The sequence below is a fragment of the Bacillus sp. DJP31 genome, from assembly GCF_049310945.1.
Lineage (GTDB): Bacteria > Bacillota > Bacilli > Bacillales > SA4 > Bacillus_BS.
Map to the genome: position 1 here is coordinate 206,582 of NZ_JBMERO010000003.1, position 18,936 is coordinate 225,517.

At 38.5% G+C, this 18,936-nt stretch carries 19 protein-coding genes; all 19 read left to right on the forward strand.

Annotation, left to right across the window (positions count from 1 at the left end; translation table 11 throughout):
* Positions 1-403 precede the first annotated feature (403 nt).
* Complete coding sequence (aroC, locus tag ACOI1C_RS05095) at positions 404-1,573, forward strand: chorismate synthase (protein WP_422508633.1); 1,170 nt, start codon at positions 404-406, stop codon at positions 1,571-1,573.
* Positions 1,573-2,655 (forward strand): 3-dehydroquinate synthase, encoded by a 1,083-nt coding sequence (aroB, locus tag ACOI1C_RS05100; RefSeq protein WP_422508635.1) that lies wholly within the window; start codon positions 1,573-1,575, stop codon positions 2,653-2,655. Before aroC ends, aroB begins: the two co-directional genes overlap by 1 nt.
* A gap of 2 nt (positions 2,656-2,657) precedes the next feature.
* Positions 2,658-3,038, forward strand: a complete 381-nt coding sequence (gene aroH, locus ACOI1C_RS05105; RefSeq protein ID WP_422508637.1) for a chorismate mutase — start codon at positions 2,658-2,660, stop codon at positions 3,036-3,038.
* 268 nt (positions 3,039-3,306) lie between these two features.
* Entirely contained in the window at positions 3,307-4,824 is a 1,518-nt protein-coding gene (gene trpE, locus ACOI1C_RS05110) for an anthranilate synthase component I (protein ID WP_422508639.1), read from the forward strand.
* Positions 4,818-5,849 (forward strand): anthranilate phosphoribosyltransferase, encoded by a 1,032-nt coding sequence (gene trpD, locus ACOI1C_RS05115; protein WP_422508641.1) that lies wholly within the window; start codon positions 4,818-4,820, stop codon positions 5,847-5,849. Before trpE ends, trpD begins: the two co-directional genes overlap by 7 nt.
* Positions 5,839-6,615, forward strand: a complete 777-nt coding sequence (trpC, locus tag ACOI1C_RS05120) for an indole-3-glycerol phosphate synthase TrpC (protein ID WP_422508643.1) — start codon at positions 5,839-5,841, stop codon at positions 6,613-6,615. The genes trpD and trpC overlap by 11 nt, the downstream gene beginning before the upstream one ends.
* A complete protein-coding gene (locus ACOI1C_RS05125; RefSeq protein WP_422508645.1) occupies positions 6,596-7,255 on the forward strand; it encodes a phosphoribosylanthranilate isomerase in 660 nt (219 codons plus the stop codon). The genes trpC and ACOI1C_RS05125 overlap by 20 nt, the downstream gene beginning before the upstream one ends.
* Positions 7,236-8,429, forward strand: a complete 1,194-nt coding sequence (gene trpB, locus ACOI1C_RS05130; protein ID WP_422508647.1) for a tryptophan synthase subunit beta — start codon at positions 7,236-7,238, stop codon at positions 8,427-8,429. The genes ACOI1C_RS05125 and trpB overlap by 20 nt, the downstream gene beginning before the upstream one ends.
* Complete coding sequence (trpA, locus tag ACOI1C_RS05135) at positions 8,429-9,238, forward strand: tryptophan synthase subunit alpha (RefSeq protein WP_422508649.1); 810 nt, start codon at positions 8,429-8,431, stop codon at positions 9,236-9,238. The genes trpB and trpA overlap by 1 nt, the downstream gene beginning before the upstream one ends.
* 17 nt (positions 9,239-9,255) lie before the next feature.
* On the forward strand, positions 9,256-10,359 hold the full coding sequence (hisC, locus tag ACOI1C_RS05140) for a histidinol-phosphate transaminase (RefSeq protein WP_422508651.1): 1,104 nt from the start codon (positions 9,256-9,258) through the stop codon (positions 10,357-10,359).
* Between the two features lie 71 nt (positions 10,360-10,430).
* Positions 10,431-11,531, forward strand: coding sequence for a prephenate dehydrogenase (locus ACOI1C_RS05145; protein ID WP_422508653.1), 1,101 nt, complete (start codon positions 10,431-10,433; stop codon positions 11,529-11,531).
* A gap of 17 nt (positions 11,532-11,548) precedes the next feature.
* Positions 11,549-12,835 (forward strand): 3-phosphoshikimate 1-carboxyvinyltransferase, encoded by a 1,287-nt coding sequence (gene aroA / locus ACOI1C_RS05150; protein WP_422508655.1) that lies wholly within the window; start codon positions 11,549-11,551, stop codon positions 12,833-12,835.
* Positions 12,836-13,021: 186 nt separating this feature from the next.
* Complete coding sequence (locus tag ACOI1C_RS05155) at positions 13,022-13,918, forward strand: hypothetical protein (protein ID WP_422508657.1); 897 nt, start codon at positions 13,022-13,024, stop codon at positions 13,916-13,918.
* 95 nt (positions 13,919-14,013) lie between these two features.
* Positions 14,014-15,276, forward strand: a complete 1,263-nt coding sequence (locus tag ACOI1C_RS05160; protein ID WP_422508659.1) for a tetratricopeptide repeat protein — start codon at positions 14,014-14,016, stop codon at positions 15,274-15,276.
* Between the two features lie 86 nt (positions 15,277-15,362).
* Positions 15,363-15,902 carry a ReoY family proteolytic degradation factor gene (locus ACOI1C_RS05165; protein WP_422508661.1) on the forward strand — a complete coding sequence of 180 codons (540 nt, stop codon included), beginning with the start codon at positions 15,363-15,365 and terminating at the stop codon, positions 15,900-15,902.
* 180 nt (positions 15,903-16,082) lie between these two features.
* Positions 16,083-16,529, forward strand: coding sequence for a YpiF family protein (locus ACOI1C_RS05170; RefSeq protein WP_422508775.1), 447 nt, complete (start codon positions 16,083-16,085; stop codon positions 16,527-16,529).
* Between the two features lie 144 nt (positions 16,530-16,673).
* Complete coding sequence (locus ACOI1C_RS05175) at positions 16,674-17,180, forward strand: ubiquinol-cytochrome c reductase iron-sulfur subunit (RefSeq protein ID WP_422508663.1); 507 nt, start codon at positions 16,674-16,676, stop codon at positions 17,178-17,180.
* A 3-nt stretch (positions 17,181-17,183) separates the two neighbouring features.
* Positions 17,184-17,858, forward strand: coding sequence for a menaquinol-cytochrome c reductase cytochrome b subunit (gene qcrB / locus ACOI1C_RS05180; RefSeq protein ID WP_422508665.1), 675 nt, complete (start codon positions 17,184-17,186; stop codon positions 17,856-17,858).
* A 271-nt stretch (positions 17,859-18,129) separates the two neighbouring features.
* Entirely contained in the window at positions 18,130-18,927 is a 798-nt protein-coding gene (locus ACOI1C_RS05185) for a c-type cytochrome (RefSeq protein ID WP_422508667.1), read from the forward strand.
* Positions 18,928-18,936 lie beyond the last annotated feature (9 nt).

An 18,936-nucleotide genomic window follows, 5' to 3' on the forward strand; every position in this document is an offset into this window, starting at 1 on the left:
GTTCCTTCTTCAACTAAACGTTAGTAATAGGTAAGCATTTGAAGTTATCTCCAGCTTTTCCCCTACTCCACAAGGAACGTGCCAGTTTCCAAGCATTCAAAAAGGGAAGATCAACCTTTTTTTTGCTTCAGAACATTTGCTATGCCTAGTCAGAACAAGGCGCTTACGCTTTTCTTATTAAAACCTATTACAAAGACACTATAGCAATAATTGTGTTAGTTTGACCGTCTAAGTTTTTTTAAAATAGGAAAAGCAACCTCTCGATACAATCAACCAACTAAACAAATTTCATTCTATAATTTCGTTGTGTATACTTAAAGAATAAAATTAATACTTCTCGAACACTTTCTATATATGTTATATTGTTACATAAAAGCTTTAAAGCGATAAAGGGGGAGAAGAAATGAGGTATTTAACAGCTGGTGAATCCCATGGTCCACAGCTCACTACTATTATAGAAGGCGTTCCAGCAGGTGTTCCTTTAACAGTTGAGGATATTAATATAGAGTTGGCTCGGAGACAAAAAGGACACGGGCGCGGTAGACGTATGCAAATTGAAAAAGACGAAGTGAAAATAGTAAGTGGGGTACGTCACGGAGTCACACTTGGCTCCCCAATTACCTTGATTGTTGAAAATAACGATTGGAAGCACTGGACATCCATAATGGGTATTGAACCAGTAGAAGACAACGAAACAGAAATGAAACGTAAAGTGACAAGACCAAGACCGGGTCATGCGGATTTAAATGGTGCGATTAAATATGGTCACCGTGACATGAGGAATGTGTTAGAGCGCTCCTCTGCAAGAGAAACGACTGTAAGAGTAGCTGCTGGTGCTGTTGCTAAGAAAATCTTAAGTGAACTAGGAATAAGAGTAGCGGGACAGGTGTTGGAAATCGGTGGAGTTAAAGCCGAGAACACTGACTATGAAAATATCGAGCAGCTACAAACCATAACGGAACAGTCTCCGGTACGATGTTTTGATTCTAAAGCAGAAGCCCTAATGATAGAGGCAATTGATCTAGCCAAGCAAAACGGAGATTCCATTGGTGGCATTGTTGAAGTAGTTGTCGAAGGAGTACCAGTTGGACTCGGAAGCTACGCTCATTATGACCGTAAACTAGATGGAAAGATCGCGGCGGCTGTCATGAGTATCAATGCTTTTAAAGGTGTAGAATTCGGAATTGGATTTAAGGCAGCAAGCATTCCTGGAAGTCTTGTACATGATGAGATACTATGGGATGAACAAAATGGATATTCAAGAAGAACGAATAATTTAGGCGGATTTGAAGGTGGTATGACAACAGGTATGCCAATTGTCGTTAAAGGAGTTATGAAGCCAATTCCTACGCTTTATAAACCATTGAAAAGTGTAGATATTGACACAAAGGAACCTTTTGAAGCAAGCATAGAACGGTCGGATAGTTGTGCAGTGCCAGCAGCAAGTGTAGTTGCTGAAGCCGTTGTGGCTTGGGAGGTTGCCACGGCTGTTATAGATCAATTTGGACAAGACCGTCTAGAATTAATTCAAGAAAATGTCCAGAGGACGAGAGATTGGGCAAGGGAATTTTAATGAAAGAATTGTTAATACGAACTGTATCCAAGGAATATCCTCTACTAATAGGTTCACATATATTTGAGCAAACTGACATGTTAACAAAGATTTTTGAGGGTAAACCCTCTTCCATTTTGGTTTTAACAGATGACAATATTGCGCCTCTTTACTTAGAAAATCTTATTCAATTATTGAGCCCGTATGCACCTGTGTACTCGAAAGTCATTCCAAGTGGTGAAGCTTCAAAATCTATTGATCAATTTTATGAATGTCAAACATTTGCACTCGAAAAGAATTTGGATCGCCATTCCATGATTGTTGCTTTTGGTGGAGGAGTAATTGGCGATTTGGCAGGGTTTGTTGCCGCCACTTTTATGCGAGGAATTAAGTTCATTCAGGTTCCGACTACATTATTGGCCCATGACAGTGCAGTAGGTGGGAAAGTGGCGGTTAATCATCAACTTGGTAAAAATACAATTGGAGCATTTTATCAACCTGAGGCTGTTATCTATGATCTCTCATTCCTTAAGACACTTCCAACGAGTGAATGTCGAGCAGGTTTTGCCGAGCTAATCAAGCACTCTTTAATCTGGGATGAAAATTTCTATCCTTGGCTTAGGGAAAACATCAAAACGATGGAGGATCTAAAAGGAACCATTCTCGAAGATGCGCTAATTCGAGCTATAATGATCAAAGCTACAATTGTCGGGCAAGATGAATTGGAAACTGGAATCAGGGCTTATCTGAATTTTGGTCATACACTTGCACATGCACTAGAAGCTGAGCTTGGTTATGGAAAAATGAGTCATGGTGATGCGGTTGCCATAGGGATGATCTTTGCAATGAAGGTAAGTGAGATGCGGCTTCAAGTTACTCTACCCATAAAAGAACTACAAGACTGGTTTGATTTGCTAGGATTCCCAAGATTTCCGAAGGCTATAACAGCCACATCTGTTCTTCAAAGGATGAAAAAAGATAAAAAAGCGATGAATGGAAACATTCGTATGAGTCTAATGAAAGAAATTGGTAGCTTAACTGTCACAGATGTCGAGGATCATTTGCTTCTAAATTTACTTCAAAAAGAATGTAAGGAGGAATAGAAATGATTCGAGGAATCCGAGGAGCTACAACAGTAGGAAGTAACACCTCTCAAGAAATACTTAATCGAACGGAAGTTTTGCTAAGAGAAATGGTGTTAGCCAATGGTATAGAGCCGGCTGATATTGCATCCATCATCATTTCAGTGACAGATGATGTCAATGCAGATTTTCCTGCAAAAGCAATGAGGAGACTAGTTGGATTTACGTTCGTACCTGTAATGTGTGTCAAGGAGATACCTGTACCTGATTCACTACCTCTTTGCATCAGGGTCATGATGAGCGTTAATACCAATCTTGCCCCACATGAAGTACAACATATTTATCATGAAAGAGCACAAAATTTACGACCAGACTTAAGGTTGACAAATAGAAGCGAATTGTAATACTATTTTAAATAGTTAGAGAAAGTTTTTACAGTTAGAGCTGAGAAGAGTTAAATAGGGTAGACGAGAATGAGTTGAGATAGCTGAGGTTAGTAGAGTAAACAAGCGATGAATTCTACCCAAAGGCTTATTTGTCTTTGGGTTTCTTGTTTTTAATAAAACAGGTAGAAACGTCGCAATAGGGCTTGGCACCGATCAAGATTCCTACATTTCCACCTCTATCTTCCTCATTCTCCTAATCGGAAAATTCGTTAGGAGGAATGAGTTAATGTCCACATACAATGAAGCTGTATTTATTGAAGATGCAGTCTGTTACCGTACAATTCCAATCGTGCATTCTTATTTTGTAGATACCTTAACCCCCATTCAAGTATTCCAAGCCTTTAAAGAAGAAGCTGTTTATTTATTAGAGAGTAATGATGAACAGTCACCATGGTCTAATTATTCTTTTATCGGTCTCAATCCATTTATCACGATCGAAGAAGAGGCAGGAGAGCTACTCATCCTTACAAAACAAAAAGAGATTTTATTTCGAACCAGTGAACTCCAAATGGCCATCCATTTTGTTAAGGAACATTTACTTGTAAAGGATCTCGACTCCTCCATTCCATTTAAAGGAGGAGCAGTCGGATATATCGGCTATGATGCAGTTACGGATATTGAAAATGTTCCCAAGCATAGGAACGATGATCTTAAGCTCAAAAATTATCATTTATTATTCTGTGAAACAATCATTGTATTTTCCCATTCAACAAAAGAAATAACTTTTATTCACTACACTCAGTTAGATGGAAATGAATCGTTAGCTGAGCTGAGAAAGTGTTATAAACTTGCTAATGAGCAACTAGAACAATATTTTAACGAGCTAACCAAACATCCCAACCACCATGAATCATTACTAAATCCTCTTCACTTTGAAGCTGATTTCACAACTGTTAAATCTACCTATCATAAGGATTCCTTCATTGACCATGTCAAAAGAGTCAAAGAATACATTTCGGCAGGTGATGTTTTTCAAACCGTATTGTCACAACGCTTTGAACTTCCAATCACTATTAAAGGTTTTGATCTATTTCGTGTACTTCGATTTGTGAATCCATCGCCTTATCTATTTTATATAAAACTAGATGACTGTGAGATTGTGGGTAGCTCACCAGAAAAATTAATTCAAATTACAAATGGTCATTTAGAAGTCCATCCAATTGCAGGAACGAGGAGACGGGGTAGAACAAAAGAAGAGGATCAAAAACTAGGTGCCGAGCTACTACGAGACGAAAAAGAGCAAGCCGAGCATTATATGCTACTCGATTTAGCAAGAAATGATCTTGGGCGTGTTTCAAAGTACGGTAGCATCAAAGTTCCGATGATTAAGGAACTCCATTACTTCTCTCATGTTATGCATCTCGTATCAAAGGTTACAGGGAGGCTTCGTGAAGAGGTGGATCCAGTTGAGGCACTGCTGTCAGCCTTTCCAGCTGGAACGGTATCAGGAGCACCAAAGATCCGAGCCATGCAAATTATCCAAGAACTTGAACCTGTAGCGAGAAATATATACGCAGGCACAGTTGCTTACATTGGTTTTGATGGAAACATCGACTCTTGCATTGCCATTCGAACTGCCGTCATTAAAGACAAAACGGCTTACGTTCAAGCGGGTGCTGGAATTGTGGCGGATTCAGTTCCAGAACTCGAGTGGAAAGAAACGATTAATAAAGCAAGTGCCGTTATAAAAGCAATTCAATTAGCTGAGAGAACGTTTAGACGAGAGGAGCGAGTAAAGTGTTAAAGGATTACTTGAGTGATTGTATGGAAGGAAAAACACTTACGGAAGCTGAAGCAGAGAGTACTATGAGTGAAATTATGAATGGTTTGGCTACCCCAAGTCAAATAGCAAGCTTGTTATCGGTGCTACGGTTTAGAGGCGAGACAGTAGAGGAGCTTATTGGTTTTACTAAAGCAATGAGGAATCGTATGAGCGCGATTCAATTTGAAAACAGTGATGAGGTCATTGATACGTGTGGAACAGGTGGTGATGGAGTCTCGACGTTTAACATATCAACAGCCTCAGCCATTGTAGCAAGTGCAATCGGGATCAAGGTGGCTAAACATGGAAACCGTGCTGTTTCCTCAAAGAGTGGGAGTGCAGATGTCCTAGAATACTTAGGGATTCCTATTCAGTCCACTCCTGAAGAAGCACGTTGCTCCTTAAAGAAGGACTCGTTGTCTTTTTTGTTTGCACCTATTTATCACGCGGCCATGAAGCATGCCGTAACCCCACGGAAAGAAATCGGTTTCAGAACTGTTTTTAACCTTCTTGGACCACTAGCCAATCCAGCTAGATGTTCGAGGCAAGTGATCGGGGTTTATGATACTAGGTTTGCTGAGAAGATGGCCCAAGCCCTAAGAACATTAGGTTCAAAGCATGTCCTTTTTGTGACAGGGAGAGAGGGCCTAGATGAAATTTCCATAACAACAGACACTGATGTAGTGGAATTAAAAGATGGAGAGATTACTAGGTATTCGATTCACCCGAGAGACTTTAACTTACCTACTGGAGTTTTGAGCGACATTCAAACAAATTCAGTAGAGGAAAGTGCAAGATTGATTGAGAAGGTATTTAGCAATCGTTCAAATGAAAGTGCACGTCATACAGTAATCCTAAATGCAGGTGCAGCCATCTACGTGTCTGGAAGGGCTTCTTCCATTTACGACGGAATCCAAATAGCAAAGGAAGCGCTAGATTCTACTAGAGTTTATCACCACTTTCAATCATTGATTCGTAAGAAGGAGGCACATCGATATGCTTACTAAAATTATTAGCGTAAAGGAAGATGAGATGAAGTTTTTCTCCCTTCCCAAAAAACAATCAGTTACGAACTATTCATTACATCGTGCACTCTCAAAACCAAACCGAAACATAGGTTTGATTGCAGAAGTAAAGAAAGCATCTCCTTCGAAGGGAGTAATTCGAGCGGAATTTCACCCAGTGGAGATAGCAAAAGAATATATGGATTCAAAGGTTGATGCAATTTCAGTGTTAACCGATCGAACATTTTTTCAAGGTTCACTAGACTATCTAACTCAAATAAAACAAATAGTGAATATTCCCGTCTTACGAAAGGATTTTATTGTCGATCGAAGACAAATTTTAGAAAGCAAGCATATAGGGGCAGATGCCATTTTATTAATAGGGGAAGTGTTAGAACCATTAAAATTAAAAGAGTTTTATTTAGAGGCCGAGGAGTTAGGAATAGAGTGCTTAGTAGAGATTCACTCTATTCAAACGGTAGAAGCTCTATTAAAAGAAATCACTCCGAGAATTATTGGAATAAACAATCGTAATTTAGCTACTTTCCAGTCAAGTATTCATCACACGAAAGAAATTGTACCTTACCTACCCTCAACTTGTTTAGTGATTAGTGAAAGCGGCATTCATTCAACAATTGATGTTCAGACTGTAAAGAATTATGGAGCTCATGCTATCTTAGTTGGGGAAGCATTTATGAAAGAGGAAGAACCGAGTGAAGGTATTCGAAAAATGTTTGGAGAGACATCACTTGAAAAGACCATTATTTAAATACTGTGGAAATAGGAACTTTGAAGACTGGTGTCATGTGATTGGGAGTAAAGCAGACTTTATCGGCGTTATTTTTGCTCCAAGTAAACGTAGAGTTACTCCACATCAAGTACTAGAGTGGTCTAAAAAAAAGCCTTTACCTATTGGGAAAAAACTAATTGGGGTTTTTGTTCATTCACCAATTGCCGAAATTTTAGAAGCGGTGAATACAGTCCCGATATCAATTGTTCAGTGTCACGGTCACGAAACACCAGGAGAAATTTTTCAACTAAAAGAAAAAGTAGATCTACCCATTTGGAAAGCCATACACCATGAGGAAAATGCAATAGAAAAGATGAAGTCCTATTACGGTATTGTAGATGGATACGTTGTTGATACAAAATCCACAACTGCATATGGGGGTACTGGAATTCCGTTTAATTGGTCAGCCATTCCGAATTATTTAGAGGAAGCGAATAAACAAGGGGTACCATGTTTTATTGCCGGTGGTGTTAGTCCCGGGAATGTATCTCAGCTAGTAGACTATCTACCAGATGGTATTGACCTAGCATCTGGTATTGAAATAGAGGAAGGAAAAAGTTCCGAGTTAATCAATAAATTAGAGATTGAGGTGGATCGACATGTTAACAACAAGTCCTGATAAGTTTGGCAGATTCGGAGATTTCGGAGGGAAGTTTGTACCAGAAACTTTAATGAATCCTCTTGAAGAGATAGAACAAGCACTTTTAGAGGCGAACTCTGATCCTTCATTCCGTGAAGAATATCTAACTTTACTTAAGGAGTATTCAGGGCGCCCAACTGCGTTAACGTTCGCGGATCACTTAACGAGTGTGATAGGTGGAGCCAAAATTTACTTCAAAAGAGAAGATTTAAATCATACGGGAGCTCATAAAATTAATAATGCCATCGGGCAAGCCTTACTGGCAAAACGTATGGGCAAGAATAAAATAATAGCTGAAACTGGTGCTGGACAACATGGTGTGGCAGCGGCAACGGTCGCAGCAAAGTTTGGGATGGAATGTACTGTTTTTATGGGCGAAGAAGATGTAAAACGTCAAGCGCTTAATGTATTTAGAATGAAGCTTCTTGGAGCTAGGGTTATTCCAGTGAATAGCGGAACTAGAACGCTAAAGGATGCCACAAATGAGGCAATACGATACTGGGTATCTCATTGTGAGGATTATTTTTATATGATTGGATCTGTTGTTGGTCCACACCCTTACCCAAAAATGGTTCGAGACTTTCAGCGAATTATCGGTGATGAAGCGAAGGAGCAGTTTTATTTAAGAGAAGGAAAACTACCAGATACAGTGGTGGCTTGTGTTGGTGGTGGGAGTAATGCTGCTGGGATATTCTATCCTTTTCTAGAGGATCCAGTTGAGCTTATTGGGGTAGAGGCTGCTGGTAAAGGAGTAGATACATCCTATCATGCTGCAACGATAACAAAGGGATCCGTTGGGGTGATTCATGGTTCTCTTACGTATCTTCTCCAAGATGAACATGGGCAAATAACTGAACCGTACTCTATTTCAGCAGGGCTGGATTACCCTGGAGTGGGTCCAGAACATGCTTTTTTTGCCAAGACGAATAGAGTTCAGTATGTAAGTGTAACGGATGAAGAAGCGTTAGAGGCCTTACAAATGGTTACTAGAACAGAAGGGATTCTTCCGGCCATTGAAACTGCTCATGCTCTTTCAAAAGCCATTCAGTTAGCTAAAGAATTAGATTCCTCGCATTCCATTCTTGTTTGTTTATCTGGTCGAGGAGATAAAGATGTTCATACACTCATCGAACGAATGGGGGAAGAAGCTTAATGAATACGTCAATAAAACGTAACATTCCAACTACTAATTTTTTATTTATCCCGTTTATTATGGCTGGGTTCCCGGATGAAGAAACGACGGTTGATCTTGCTGTCTTACTGCAGAATCTAGGGGCTTCAGTAATAGAGCTAGGCGTTCCCTATTCGGATCCACTTGCAGATGGACCAATCATACAAGGTGTTGCTTCAAAGGCTCTTAAAAATGGTATGACTTTAACAAGAGCCATGAATTTAGTTAGCCTTATGAGGAAAAAAGGTGTGCACGTCCCGATAATCCTCTTTACCTATTATAATCCTGTGCTAAAATTAGGGGAAGAATCCTTTTTCGCTTTAATGAAGCAAAACGATATAGATGGATTATTAGTCCCAGACCTACCTTTTGAAGAGAGCATCATGCTACGGAATAAATGTCGGGAAGAAGGATTAACCTATATTTCATTAGTCGCACCTACGTCTGAAGCTAGAATCGAAATGATCGCTAGTGTTGCAGATGGCTTTTTATATTGTGTATCTTCGCTTGGAGTCACAGGTGTGAGACAGGAACTGCATGAAAGTATCAATCCTTTCCTTCTATCAGTCAAAAAACATACAAACATACCGGTTGCAGTAGGATTTGGAATCTCAAATGCAAGCCAAGTAACAGATTTGATACCTGTATGTGATGGTGTTATCGTTGGTAGTGCCCTGTTAGAAAAGTTGAGTGAACTGGAGTCTACCTTACAAAATGATGAAACAAAAGCCGATGCACTAGAAGAGTTCAAAGCTTTTGTACAATCCATTATATTCCCTATTTCGTCTTAAGAGAGGAGTTTACGAAAATGGAGATCAAACAACAATTGATTTCATTAAAGCCATATCAACCTGGTAAGCCAATTGAAGAAGTGAAAAAGCAATATGGCTTAGAAAAAATCGTGAAACTAGCATCAAATGAGAATCCTTTTGGAAGTGCCCTTTCTGTAAAAGAAGCGATTCAAAACAGTGTGGATGAAATGTCATTGTATCCTGATGGATATGCTGCAAATTTAAGGGAAACAGTTTCAAATCATTTAAATGTGTCACAAGACCAATTGATTTTTGGGAATGGCTCTGACGAAATCATTCAAATCATTTGCCGTGCTTTATTATCACCTCAAACGAATACTGTCATGGCTACGCCTACCTTTGGTCAGTACAAGCATAATGCTATCATCGAGGGTGCTGAAGTAAGAGAAGTAGGGTTACTAGATGGAAAACATGATTTAGAGGGAATGCTTGAACAAATTGATTTATATACAAGAGTTGTGTGGGTATGTAATCCGAACAATCCAACTGGTACATACGTTGGGAAAGAAGCTTTGCTTTCTTTTGTCAAAGAAGTTCCATCCACTACTTTGATTGTAATTGACGAGGCTTACTATGAATATGTAAAAGCGGATGATTATCTAGAAACGTTGGGTTTACTAGATAGGTTCCCAAACGTCTTGATTCTACGTACCTTTTCGAAAATCTATGGATTAGCGAGTTTACGAATAGGATATGGAGTCGGTAATGAAGAATTTATCCAACAAATAGAGCCAGTTCGTGAACCATTTAACACATCACGGTTTGCTCAAGCAGCAGCGATTGCAGCAATTAAAGACCAAGAATTTGTTGATAACTGTAAAGAAAAAAATCGCGAAGGCTTACAACAATATGAAGAGTTTTGCAGGCAACATAACTTAACTTATTATCCGTCACAATGTAATTTCATCCTTATTGATTTTGAAACGTTTGACGGAAATGAAGTGTTTCAATATTTATTAGAGCGTGGGTATATCGTCCGTTCAGGAAATGCCCTTGGGTTCCCGACCTGTATCAGGATTACAGTGGGCAAAACTGAAGATAACGATGGAATTATTGCTCTACTAACGGAAATGCTAAAAGCTAACTATCAAGTTTCCTAAAGTGTGATTTTTAGGTAGGTTAAAAAAGCCTACCTTTTTGTCTACAATTTTATAAAAGAAGAGGTGATTACATGATGAAAAGAGTATTGATTATTGGACTAGGGTTAATAGGCGGATCGATAGGACTCGCGATTAAAAGGACAAAAGATGTTAAAATTGTTGGGTATGATATAGGAACGGACCAGGCAAAGCTAGCTCATTCCCTTCATGTAATTGATGAAATTTGTATAAACTTACAGCAGGAAATAGGTTTAGCAGATTTTATCATTCTGTCAACACCAGTCACACAAACAGAGCAACTTCTTATCGAAATGTCTAAGCTAGTTTTAAAAAAAGGGGCAATTATCACGGATGTAGGCAGTACAAAACAGCAGATTGTACAACAAAGTTCTCTAATCAGACAGGAAGAAGTGTACTTTATTGGTGGGCATCCTATGGCTGGTTCACATAAGTCAGGAGTAGGTTCGTCCAAAGCTCACTTGTTTGAAAATGCTTTTTATATTTTAACACCGGGAGAGCAAACACCTAAGCATGTGATCGATTCATTAAAGGATCTTTTGACTGGAACAAAGGCGAATTTTATCGAGATGACAGCAGCAGAGCATGATCAAGTCGCAGGTTTAATTAGCCATTTCCCACATATTATCGCAGCGAGTTTGGTACATAATGTAGCTCATTATGAAAGTGAGCATCGTGATATAAGTCGACTTGCAGCAGGTGGTTTTCGAGATATTACGAGAATAGCATCCTCTAGTCCATTGATGTGGAGAGATATTCTCATCCATAACCGTCTTCCTTTATTAGAGCTGTTTGATCAATGGATGAAAGAGATGAGTTCTGTTCGTGAAATGATAGACGCTGTTGATTCAGATCAAATATTTCAGTATTTTGAAAAGGCAAAGTCCTTTCGGGACGGCTTGCCAAGTAAGTCAAAAGGCGCTATACCTTCTTTTTATGATTTATTTGTAGATGTTCCTGATTTTCCAGGGGTTATTTCCGAGGTAACTGGGATTTTAGCTATACATAGCATTAGTATTACGAATATAAGAATCATTGAGGCTAGAGAAGATATATTCGGTGTACTTCGTCTAAGTTTTCAATCAGAAGAAGACCGTACAAAAGCTAGACTTTGTTTAGAAGAACAAACATATGAAACATATGTCACTAGTTAAGGAGGGGGTTTATAAAGATGAGAACCATGAGCTACTTTAGGCGTCCACTCAAAGGTCATATACAAGTGCCTGGTGATAAATCTATTTCACATCGTGCTGTTATGCTAGGAGCTGTTGCAGATGGGGTGACAACGGTTGAGCATTTCCTTCCGGGTGAAGATTGTTTAAGCACCATCTCTTGCTTTGAAAAAATGGGGATTACTATTCATAGAAACGGTGAAAATGTAACGGTCGATGGTTCAGGCTGGAATGGTCTTTTGGAACCTAAAGAAATTCTAGATGTTGGAAATTCAGGAACTACAACAAGATTACTACTTGGTATTTTAGCAGGTCTGCCTCTCCATGCTTGTCTTATTGGAGATGAGTCAATTAGTATGCGTCCCATGAAAAGAGTCACGAATCCGCTAAGAAAAATGGGAGCGAAAATTGATGGAAGAGAGGATGGGCAATTTACACCGATAGCCAGTAGAGGTGGATCACTCCAAGGAATTGATTTTCATTCGCCTGTCGCAAGTGCTCAAGTTAAATCTGCTATCTTGCTAGCGGGTCTGAATGCCAACGGGAAAACAACTGTAACTGAGCCACATCAATCTAGAGACCATACCGAAAGAATGCTCCAAGCCTTTGGGGTGACAATCGAAGTGGAAGGCAATACAATTTCTTTATCTGGTGGTCAACAGCTTACAGCAACTTCTATTTATGTGCCAGGTGATATCTCATCTGCTGCATTCTTGTTAGTAGCTGGTGCGATCGTGCCAAATAGTGAAATAGTAGTAAAGAATGTTGGAATCAACCCTTCTCGAACAGGGATTATTGATGTATTGCAACAGATGGGTGCAACGATTTCCATTCAAAATAAAAGAGAAAAAAACTTTGAACCTTTTGCCGACCTACATATCTCCACTTCGAATTTAAATGGAATTGAGATTGGTGGAGAGTTAATACCTCGCCTAATCGACGAGATTCCAATCATTGCTCTTTTGGCAACTCAGGCTCAAGGTACTACCATAATTAAAGATGCAAGTGAGCTAAAGGTAAAAGAAACGAACCGAATCGATACAGTTGTTAAGGAATTATCTAAACTTGGTGCCAATATCATTGCAACTGAAGATGGAATGATTATAAAAGGGAAGTCATCCCTTCATGCAGCAGCTGTTCAAAGCCATGGTGATCATCGGATCGGCATGATGCTTTCAATTGCCTCTTTTGTTGCTAATGGCGAAATGTCAATTGAAGATACAGAAGCAATCGCAGTGTCATATCCTAGTTTTTTTGAACATATTGAATCACTTATTATGAAATAACAAGGTACTGCTGAGTTGATTACTCGGTAGTCTTTTTTTGTCCCACATGCGAATAGAGTATTTGAGCAATTTTTTTTCCAATACTACCAAAAGACTTATTAAATGCATACTTTCCTTCTGAGTTTCATAGCTTGTCTTAAGAGTTATTTTATTAACTAGTTAAGCCAAGTGGGAGGTTTACACGCTATGCAGTATGTGATTGACCGAGCTAACCTAATGAAAGATCGAGATATTGAAAGATGCTCATTTTCTATAAAGAACAATAAGTTTGATTATATTCGGGCTCATATGGATAATATGAGCTTGTTGAAAATGGATGCTTCTCCTTATTTACTTACCCCGGGCCATGTCATGCTAGACTTCAAAATTGAAAAACTTACCTCATTTTCTGCCTTTAAGGAGCGTATGAAGGAGCTAATTGGTAATGGATGTACAACGGTCTTGATAAGTGTAACTGTACACTATGAAACTGAATTGGTATCTGTATATAAAAAAATTCAGCATCTGATGATTAATAGTCCGATAGATTACTGTATTGGCGTTAGGATTCCGTTTCGTGTCATGACTCCAGACTTCATTAGGCAGTGTAAACGATTAAAAATACCTGTTGTATTTATTGAAGCGCGTGAACACGATATGTATAAAATGGCTTGGACATGGATTAGAGATGCATTGTATCCATACTACCTTCCAATTGTTCCGTTATGGAGTCAAGGTTATTCTAAAGGGAAAGTCAAAAAACTGACAGAAGAATGGAAAGAACTTTTAAATAGACAAGGAATTCCTACGATCCCTTTTTGTCCGAGTGTTGATGCCCCTCTTTCACTAAATGTTTTAAGGAAAATTGGCATTTCTCCACTAAAAGGTGAAATACGAATTGGTGCGGACGTGGATTATAATTTGTATGCACAAAAGAGCAGGGAAGTTGCGAATGTAGGAGAAGTTAACTATGATATGAATAAACCAATTATTACTGTCCATAACGGTCGGTGTATTAGAGCGGGAGACAAGATCTTTATTAATCCGGGATTTGGTAGTCAGGTTTGTATAAAAGTACCTGGATTTTTCGCTTCAACTTTTTAGGAAATAAATCTACCGTGACAAAGAGAAACATTTTGATACAGACTATGATGAAATGGACTTAATCACTATATATTACTGTAAATAGAGGGAGCACTATGAAAACGATAGAAAAAGCAATTGAATTAGTTGAATTCGGAGAAGTTGAAAAAGGGTTAGCTCAATTAGCCAGTTTATTACCGAGTGCAAATGATAGTGAAAAATACTCAATCGCAGAGGTATATTATCAATTTGGTTTTCTAGAGGAAGCAAAGAAGTTACTACTCTCTCTTTTAGCCGACTTTCCACATGAGAGTGAACTTATACTCCTTCTAACTGAGGTTTATATTGACTTAGATGAGGAAGAACATGCTACCCTGCTATTGGACCAAATCGATAAAAGTGACGCTGAATATCCTAGAGCCTTAGTATTACTTGCTGATCTATATCAAATGCAAGGGCTTGATGAAGTCGCAGAGCAGAAGTTATTAGAAGCAAAGTCCTTGCTTCCTGATCATCCTATTGTTCTTTTTGCTTTAGGCGAATTTTATTCTGGAAGAGGAAATTATAAACAAAGTATTCCTTACTATGAGGAGGTCATGAAAACACAAGACAAGGTTGGAGATATAGATGTTTACCTGCGTTTAGCAGAAAGCTATGCGGCTACAGGGCTTTTTGAAGAAGCCTTTACATATTATGAAAAGGGTTTGAAGGATAAGAAGGAAATAGATAGTTTATTTGGCTACGCTTGTGCGGCTTTCCAAGCTGAACAGTTCAAGACAGCTATTAATAAATTAGTAGAGCTTAAGGAAATAGATCCAGCCTATAGTCCTCTTTATCTAGTCCTTGCAAAAGCCTACGAAGCAGAAGAATTGATGGATGAGGCAGAGAAAGCTGTACTAGAAGGATTTCAAGTGGATGAGTTCAACAAAGAATTGTATATTTACGGTGGCAGATTAGCCATGAAAATGAGCCAGCCATCAAAAGGAAAACAACTGCTAGAAAAAGCGTTCGAGCTTGATCATGAATCATTAGAGGCAACATTTCTTCTAACAAGGATCTATATGAGTGAGGGTAACTATGAAAAAGTAGAACAATTCGTGGAAAAAGCCATGGAAAATGGAGACGAAGATCCACAAATGATCTGGGATCTAGCTACTGCAAAGAAGGAATTAGAACAATATTCGGATGCATTAAAACAGTACCATGCTGCATATACTTTTTTTAAAGATCAACCGGAATTCCTTGAAGAATACGGATATTTTCTCTTGGAAGAAGGATTAAAACAAGAAGCGTTAGAACGATTTAAAGACCTACTTCAATTGGATAAGACAAGAATCGACATTGAAGGTCTGATTTTGGAGCATGAAAGCGTAGAATGAAGTGAAGGATTTTTATCATTTGTGTTGAATTTTAGTTATTGAGTGGTGATGCCTTCATCTCAATCGACAGCAGAGGAGGGACAATAATGGCAACCCCTGTATCTGTAAATGAAAAAAAAGAATTTATTCGTTGGTTTCTAAATAATTATCAGCTTAAACGAAGAGAGTGCGTATGGATTTTAAATTATTTAATGAGTCATGATCAATTGATGAATAAGGTGCACTTTGTTGAGCAAGCACAATATTGTCCGAAGGGAATCATCATGTCAACTCATTGTGTAGATGATGTTCCGTTTCGTTTTTACAAAGAGAATGTGATGACCACTGATGCTGAAAAGTCTTTTCATGATATCCGGTTAAATCGTGATGAAGATATATATATTCAATTAAACTTTCGGGAATCCTACCATTCTTCTCACTTTGTGCTGGTTCTTGAAGAAAATCCATTTATGCCAAAACACTTGCAAATTAATGAAAAAGACAAGCAATTGGCTGAAAAATTTCTTGAAGAATCCATATTCTCCTTTCAACGGGATAAACTTTTACTATTGATTGATGATGCCCTTGATCAACAAAATCAAGATGAATTTTTAAGATTAACAGGATTATTAAAAAGATTAACTTAACATCTTGCTTACGAGCAGGATGTTGTTTTTTATTTTGTGGATCAAAAAAGAATTTTTTGTGAACATTATGTGCAAATTTATTATATTGAAATGTTTAAGCCTGATTCATGGATGAAAAAGAGAAAAAAATATGGTTAAATGAAGATAAGACTTTATAAGGAGGTCATACAGGTGAAGTGGATGACAACCGACATGGATCTATACCTACAGTCAAAGGAATATGTTGATACAGCAATTATTCCGCTACTTTCTATTTCATTGGACCAACAACTAAAAAACACTGTTCTTAATGGGGAATTTATAGAAAAAGTAGGTAGTGAAATAGAAAGGCAATTCAAAGGTAGAATGTTTTTACTTCCTTCATTTACTTATTTAAATAGCAAGCTTGAAAGTGAGTTTATTAGGTTAATGGAATGGAAGGAACATTTAGTTGGTCAAGGCTTTAAGCATATTCTTTTTTTGACGAGCGAGGCAGAATGGCAACAGTACTCTGAAAAACTAGGAGAATCTTTAATTTGGTTACAAGCTATACCATTGGAGCATTTAGATAGCCATATCAAACAGCAAATTATGACTGATCAAGTTCAACACCTGGTGCCACTAATACTAGCAGCATGGAGAGGTTAGAAATATTATACATATTGCAACATTAATATGAAAATGATATTATTGACCTTCTTTTAATATTGATATATCATGAGTATGTCCTAGTTTTATAAGTATTAAAGTATGTTCGAACGGACTTAGTTTCGTGATTAAGGGGGGAAAATGATGAGTGAGAAAAAACATCGGGTTTCAAGACGTCAATTCTTAAACTATACCCTTACTGGTGTTGGTGGATTTATGGCTGCGGGTATGTTGATGCCTATGGTTCGTTTTGCTTTAGACCCAGTTATTCGTCCTGCAACAGAGCAAGAGTTATTACCTGTTGCAGATGTTAAAGATATTACAACAGAACCTAAACGATTCGACTTTAAAGTTAATCAAGTGGATGCTTGGTATGAATCTGAAGAAATTAAATCTGCATGGGTGTATAAAGATGGCGATAAAATTGTTGCATTATCACCTGTTTGTAAGCATCTTGGCTGTACGGTCAACTGGAATTCAGATCCTGCAAACCCAAACCAATTTTTCTGTCCATGCCATTATGGCAGATATGAAAAAAATGGTATGAACGTTAAAGGAACACCACCTATAGCACCATTAGATGTTTTTGATTCAAAAGTGGAAGACGGAAAACTATACTTAGGTAAAGCTAAGCCAAAAGGGGGGGCGTAATAGATGTTAAACAAAATTTATGATTGGGTAGATGAACGTTTAGATATTACGCCAATGTGGCGTGATATTGCGGACCATGAGGTTCCAGAACACGTTAACCCTGCTCATCACTTCTCTGCATTTGTTTATTGTTTCGGAGGACTTACCTTCTTTGTTACAGTCATTCAAATTCTGTCAGGTATGTTTTTAACGATGTATTATGTACCAGATATTAAGAATGCATGGGAATCAGTTTACTATTTACAAAATGAAGTAGCATTCGGTGTTATTGTCCGTGGTATGCATCACTGGGGAGCAAGTTTGGTTATTGTCATGTTGTTCCTACATACGTTACGTGTGTTTTTCCAAGGAGCATATAAGAAGCCACGTGAATTAAACTGGGTAGTCGGAGTTTTAATTTTCTTCGTAATGCTTGGTTTAGGTTTTACGGGTTACCTACTTCCATGGGATATGAAAGCATTATTTGCTACTAAAGTTGGCTTGCAAATTGCCGAGGCTACACCATTTATTGGAACAGCTGTTAAAACATTATTAGCCGGTCATCCCGAAATCGTTGGTGCACAAACACTAACTCGATTCTTTGCTATTCATGTATTCTTCCTTCCTGGAGCACTACTTGGATTAATGGGTGCTCACTTTATTATGATTCGTAAACAAGGTATCTCAGGACCACTATAAAATAAAGAACATATACAAATGAACAAAGACAAAATGATGCGATTATGTACTTAAAGAGGTTCGAAGTTTATAATTTTATGAAATTTTTTCTGCACATCAATAAAGGAACAAAATTTCGGGCAATTAGAAGCTAGAAGGTCGAGAAAGCGAAGCGAGCGAAGACCGGAGTGTATCATACATACATGAGGATCTGAGTGAGAGAGCTGACGAAGAGATTCGACGTTTATAATTTCATGAAATTTTTTCTACCTTACAAAAGGAGGGGAACTGAATGCATCGTGGAAAAGGCATGAAATTCGTTGGAGATTCGCGTGTACCTGCTGAGCGTAAAGCGAATATTCCAAAAGACTATTCAGAGTTTCCAGGAAAAACAGAAGCATTTTGGCCGAACTTTCTACTGAAAGAATGGTTAGTAGGTTCAGTCTTTCTAATTGGATACCTTGCTTTAACTGTTGCGCATCCATCACCACTTGAACGTGTGGCTGATCCAACAGATACAGGTTATATACCTCTACCTGACTGGTATTTCTTATTCCTATACCAACTTTTAAAGTATGAATTTGCTGCAGGACAATTTACTGTTGTTGGAGCATTTATCATGCCAGGTATAGCATTTGGTGCATTAATGCTGGCGCCATTTTTGGACCGTGGGCCAGAACGTAGACCTACTAAGCGTCCAGTTGCTGTTGGAATGATGCTTCTTGGTGTTGCTGCAACAATCTTCTTAACTTGGGAATCAGTTGTGTCTCATGACTGGGAAGCAGCGGCGGAACAAGGTAAAATTGTTCAAGAGGTACCAATTGATACGGACGCAGAAGGTTACGCAATTATGGAGGCTAACACTTGTTTATCCTGTCATGGTGCGAACTTAGCGGGAAATCCAAACGTTGCACCTGGACTAATTGGAACTGGTTTATCTGCAGAAGAAGTTGCAGATATCGCTAAGAACGGGCAAGGTACGATGCCTGCTGGTGTCTTTAAAGGTACTGACGAAGAATTGCAAAAGCTTGCTGAATATGTAGCAAACGATGGAGAAGCTGCAGGTGAAAGCGAAGAAGCTTCAGAATAATAAGGATCG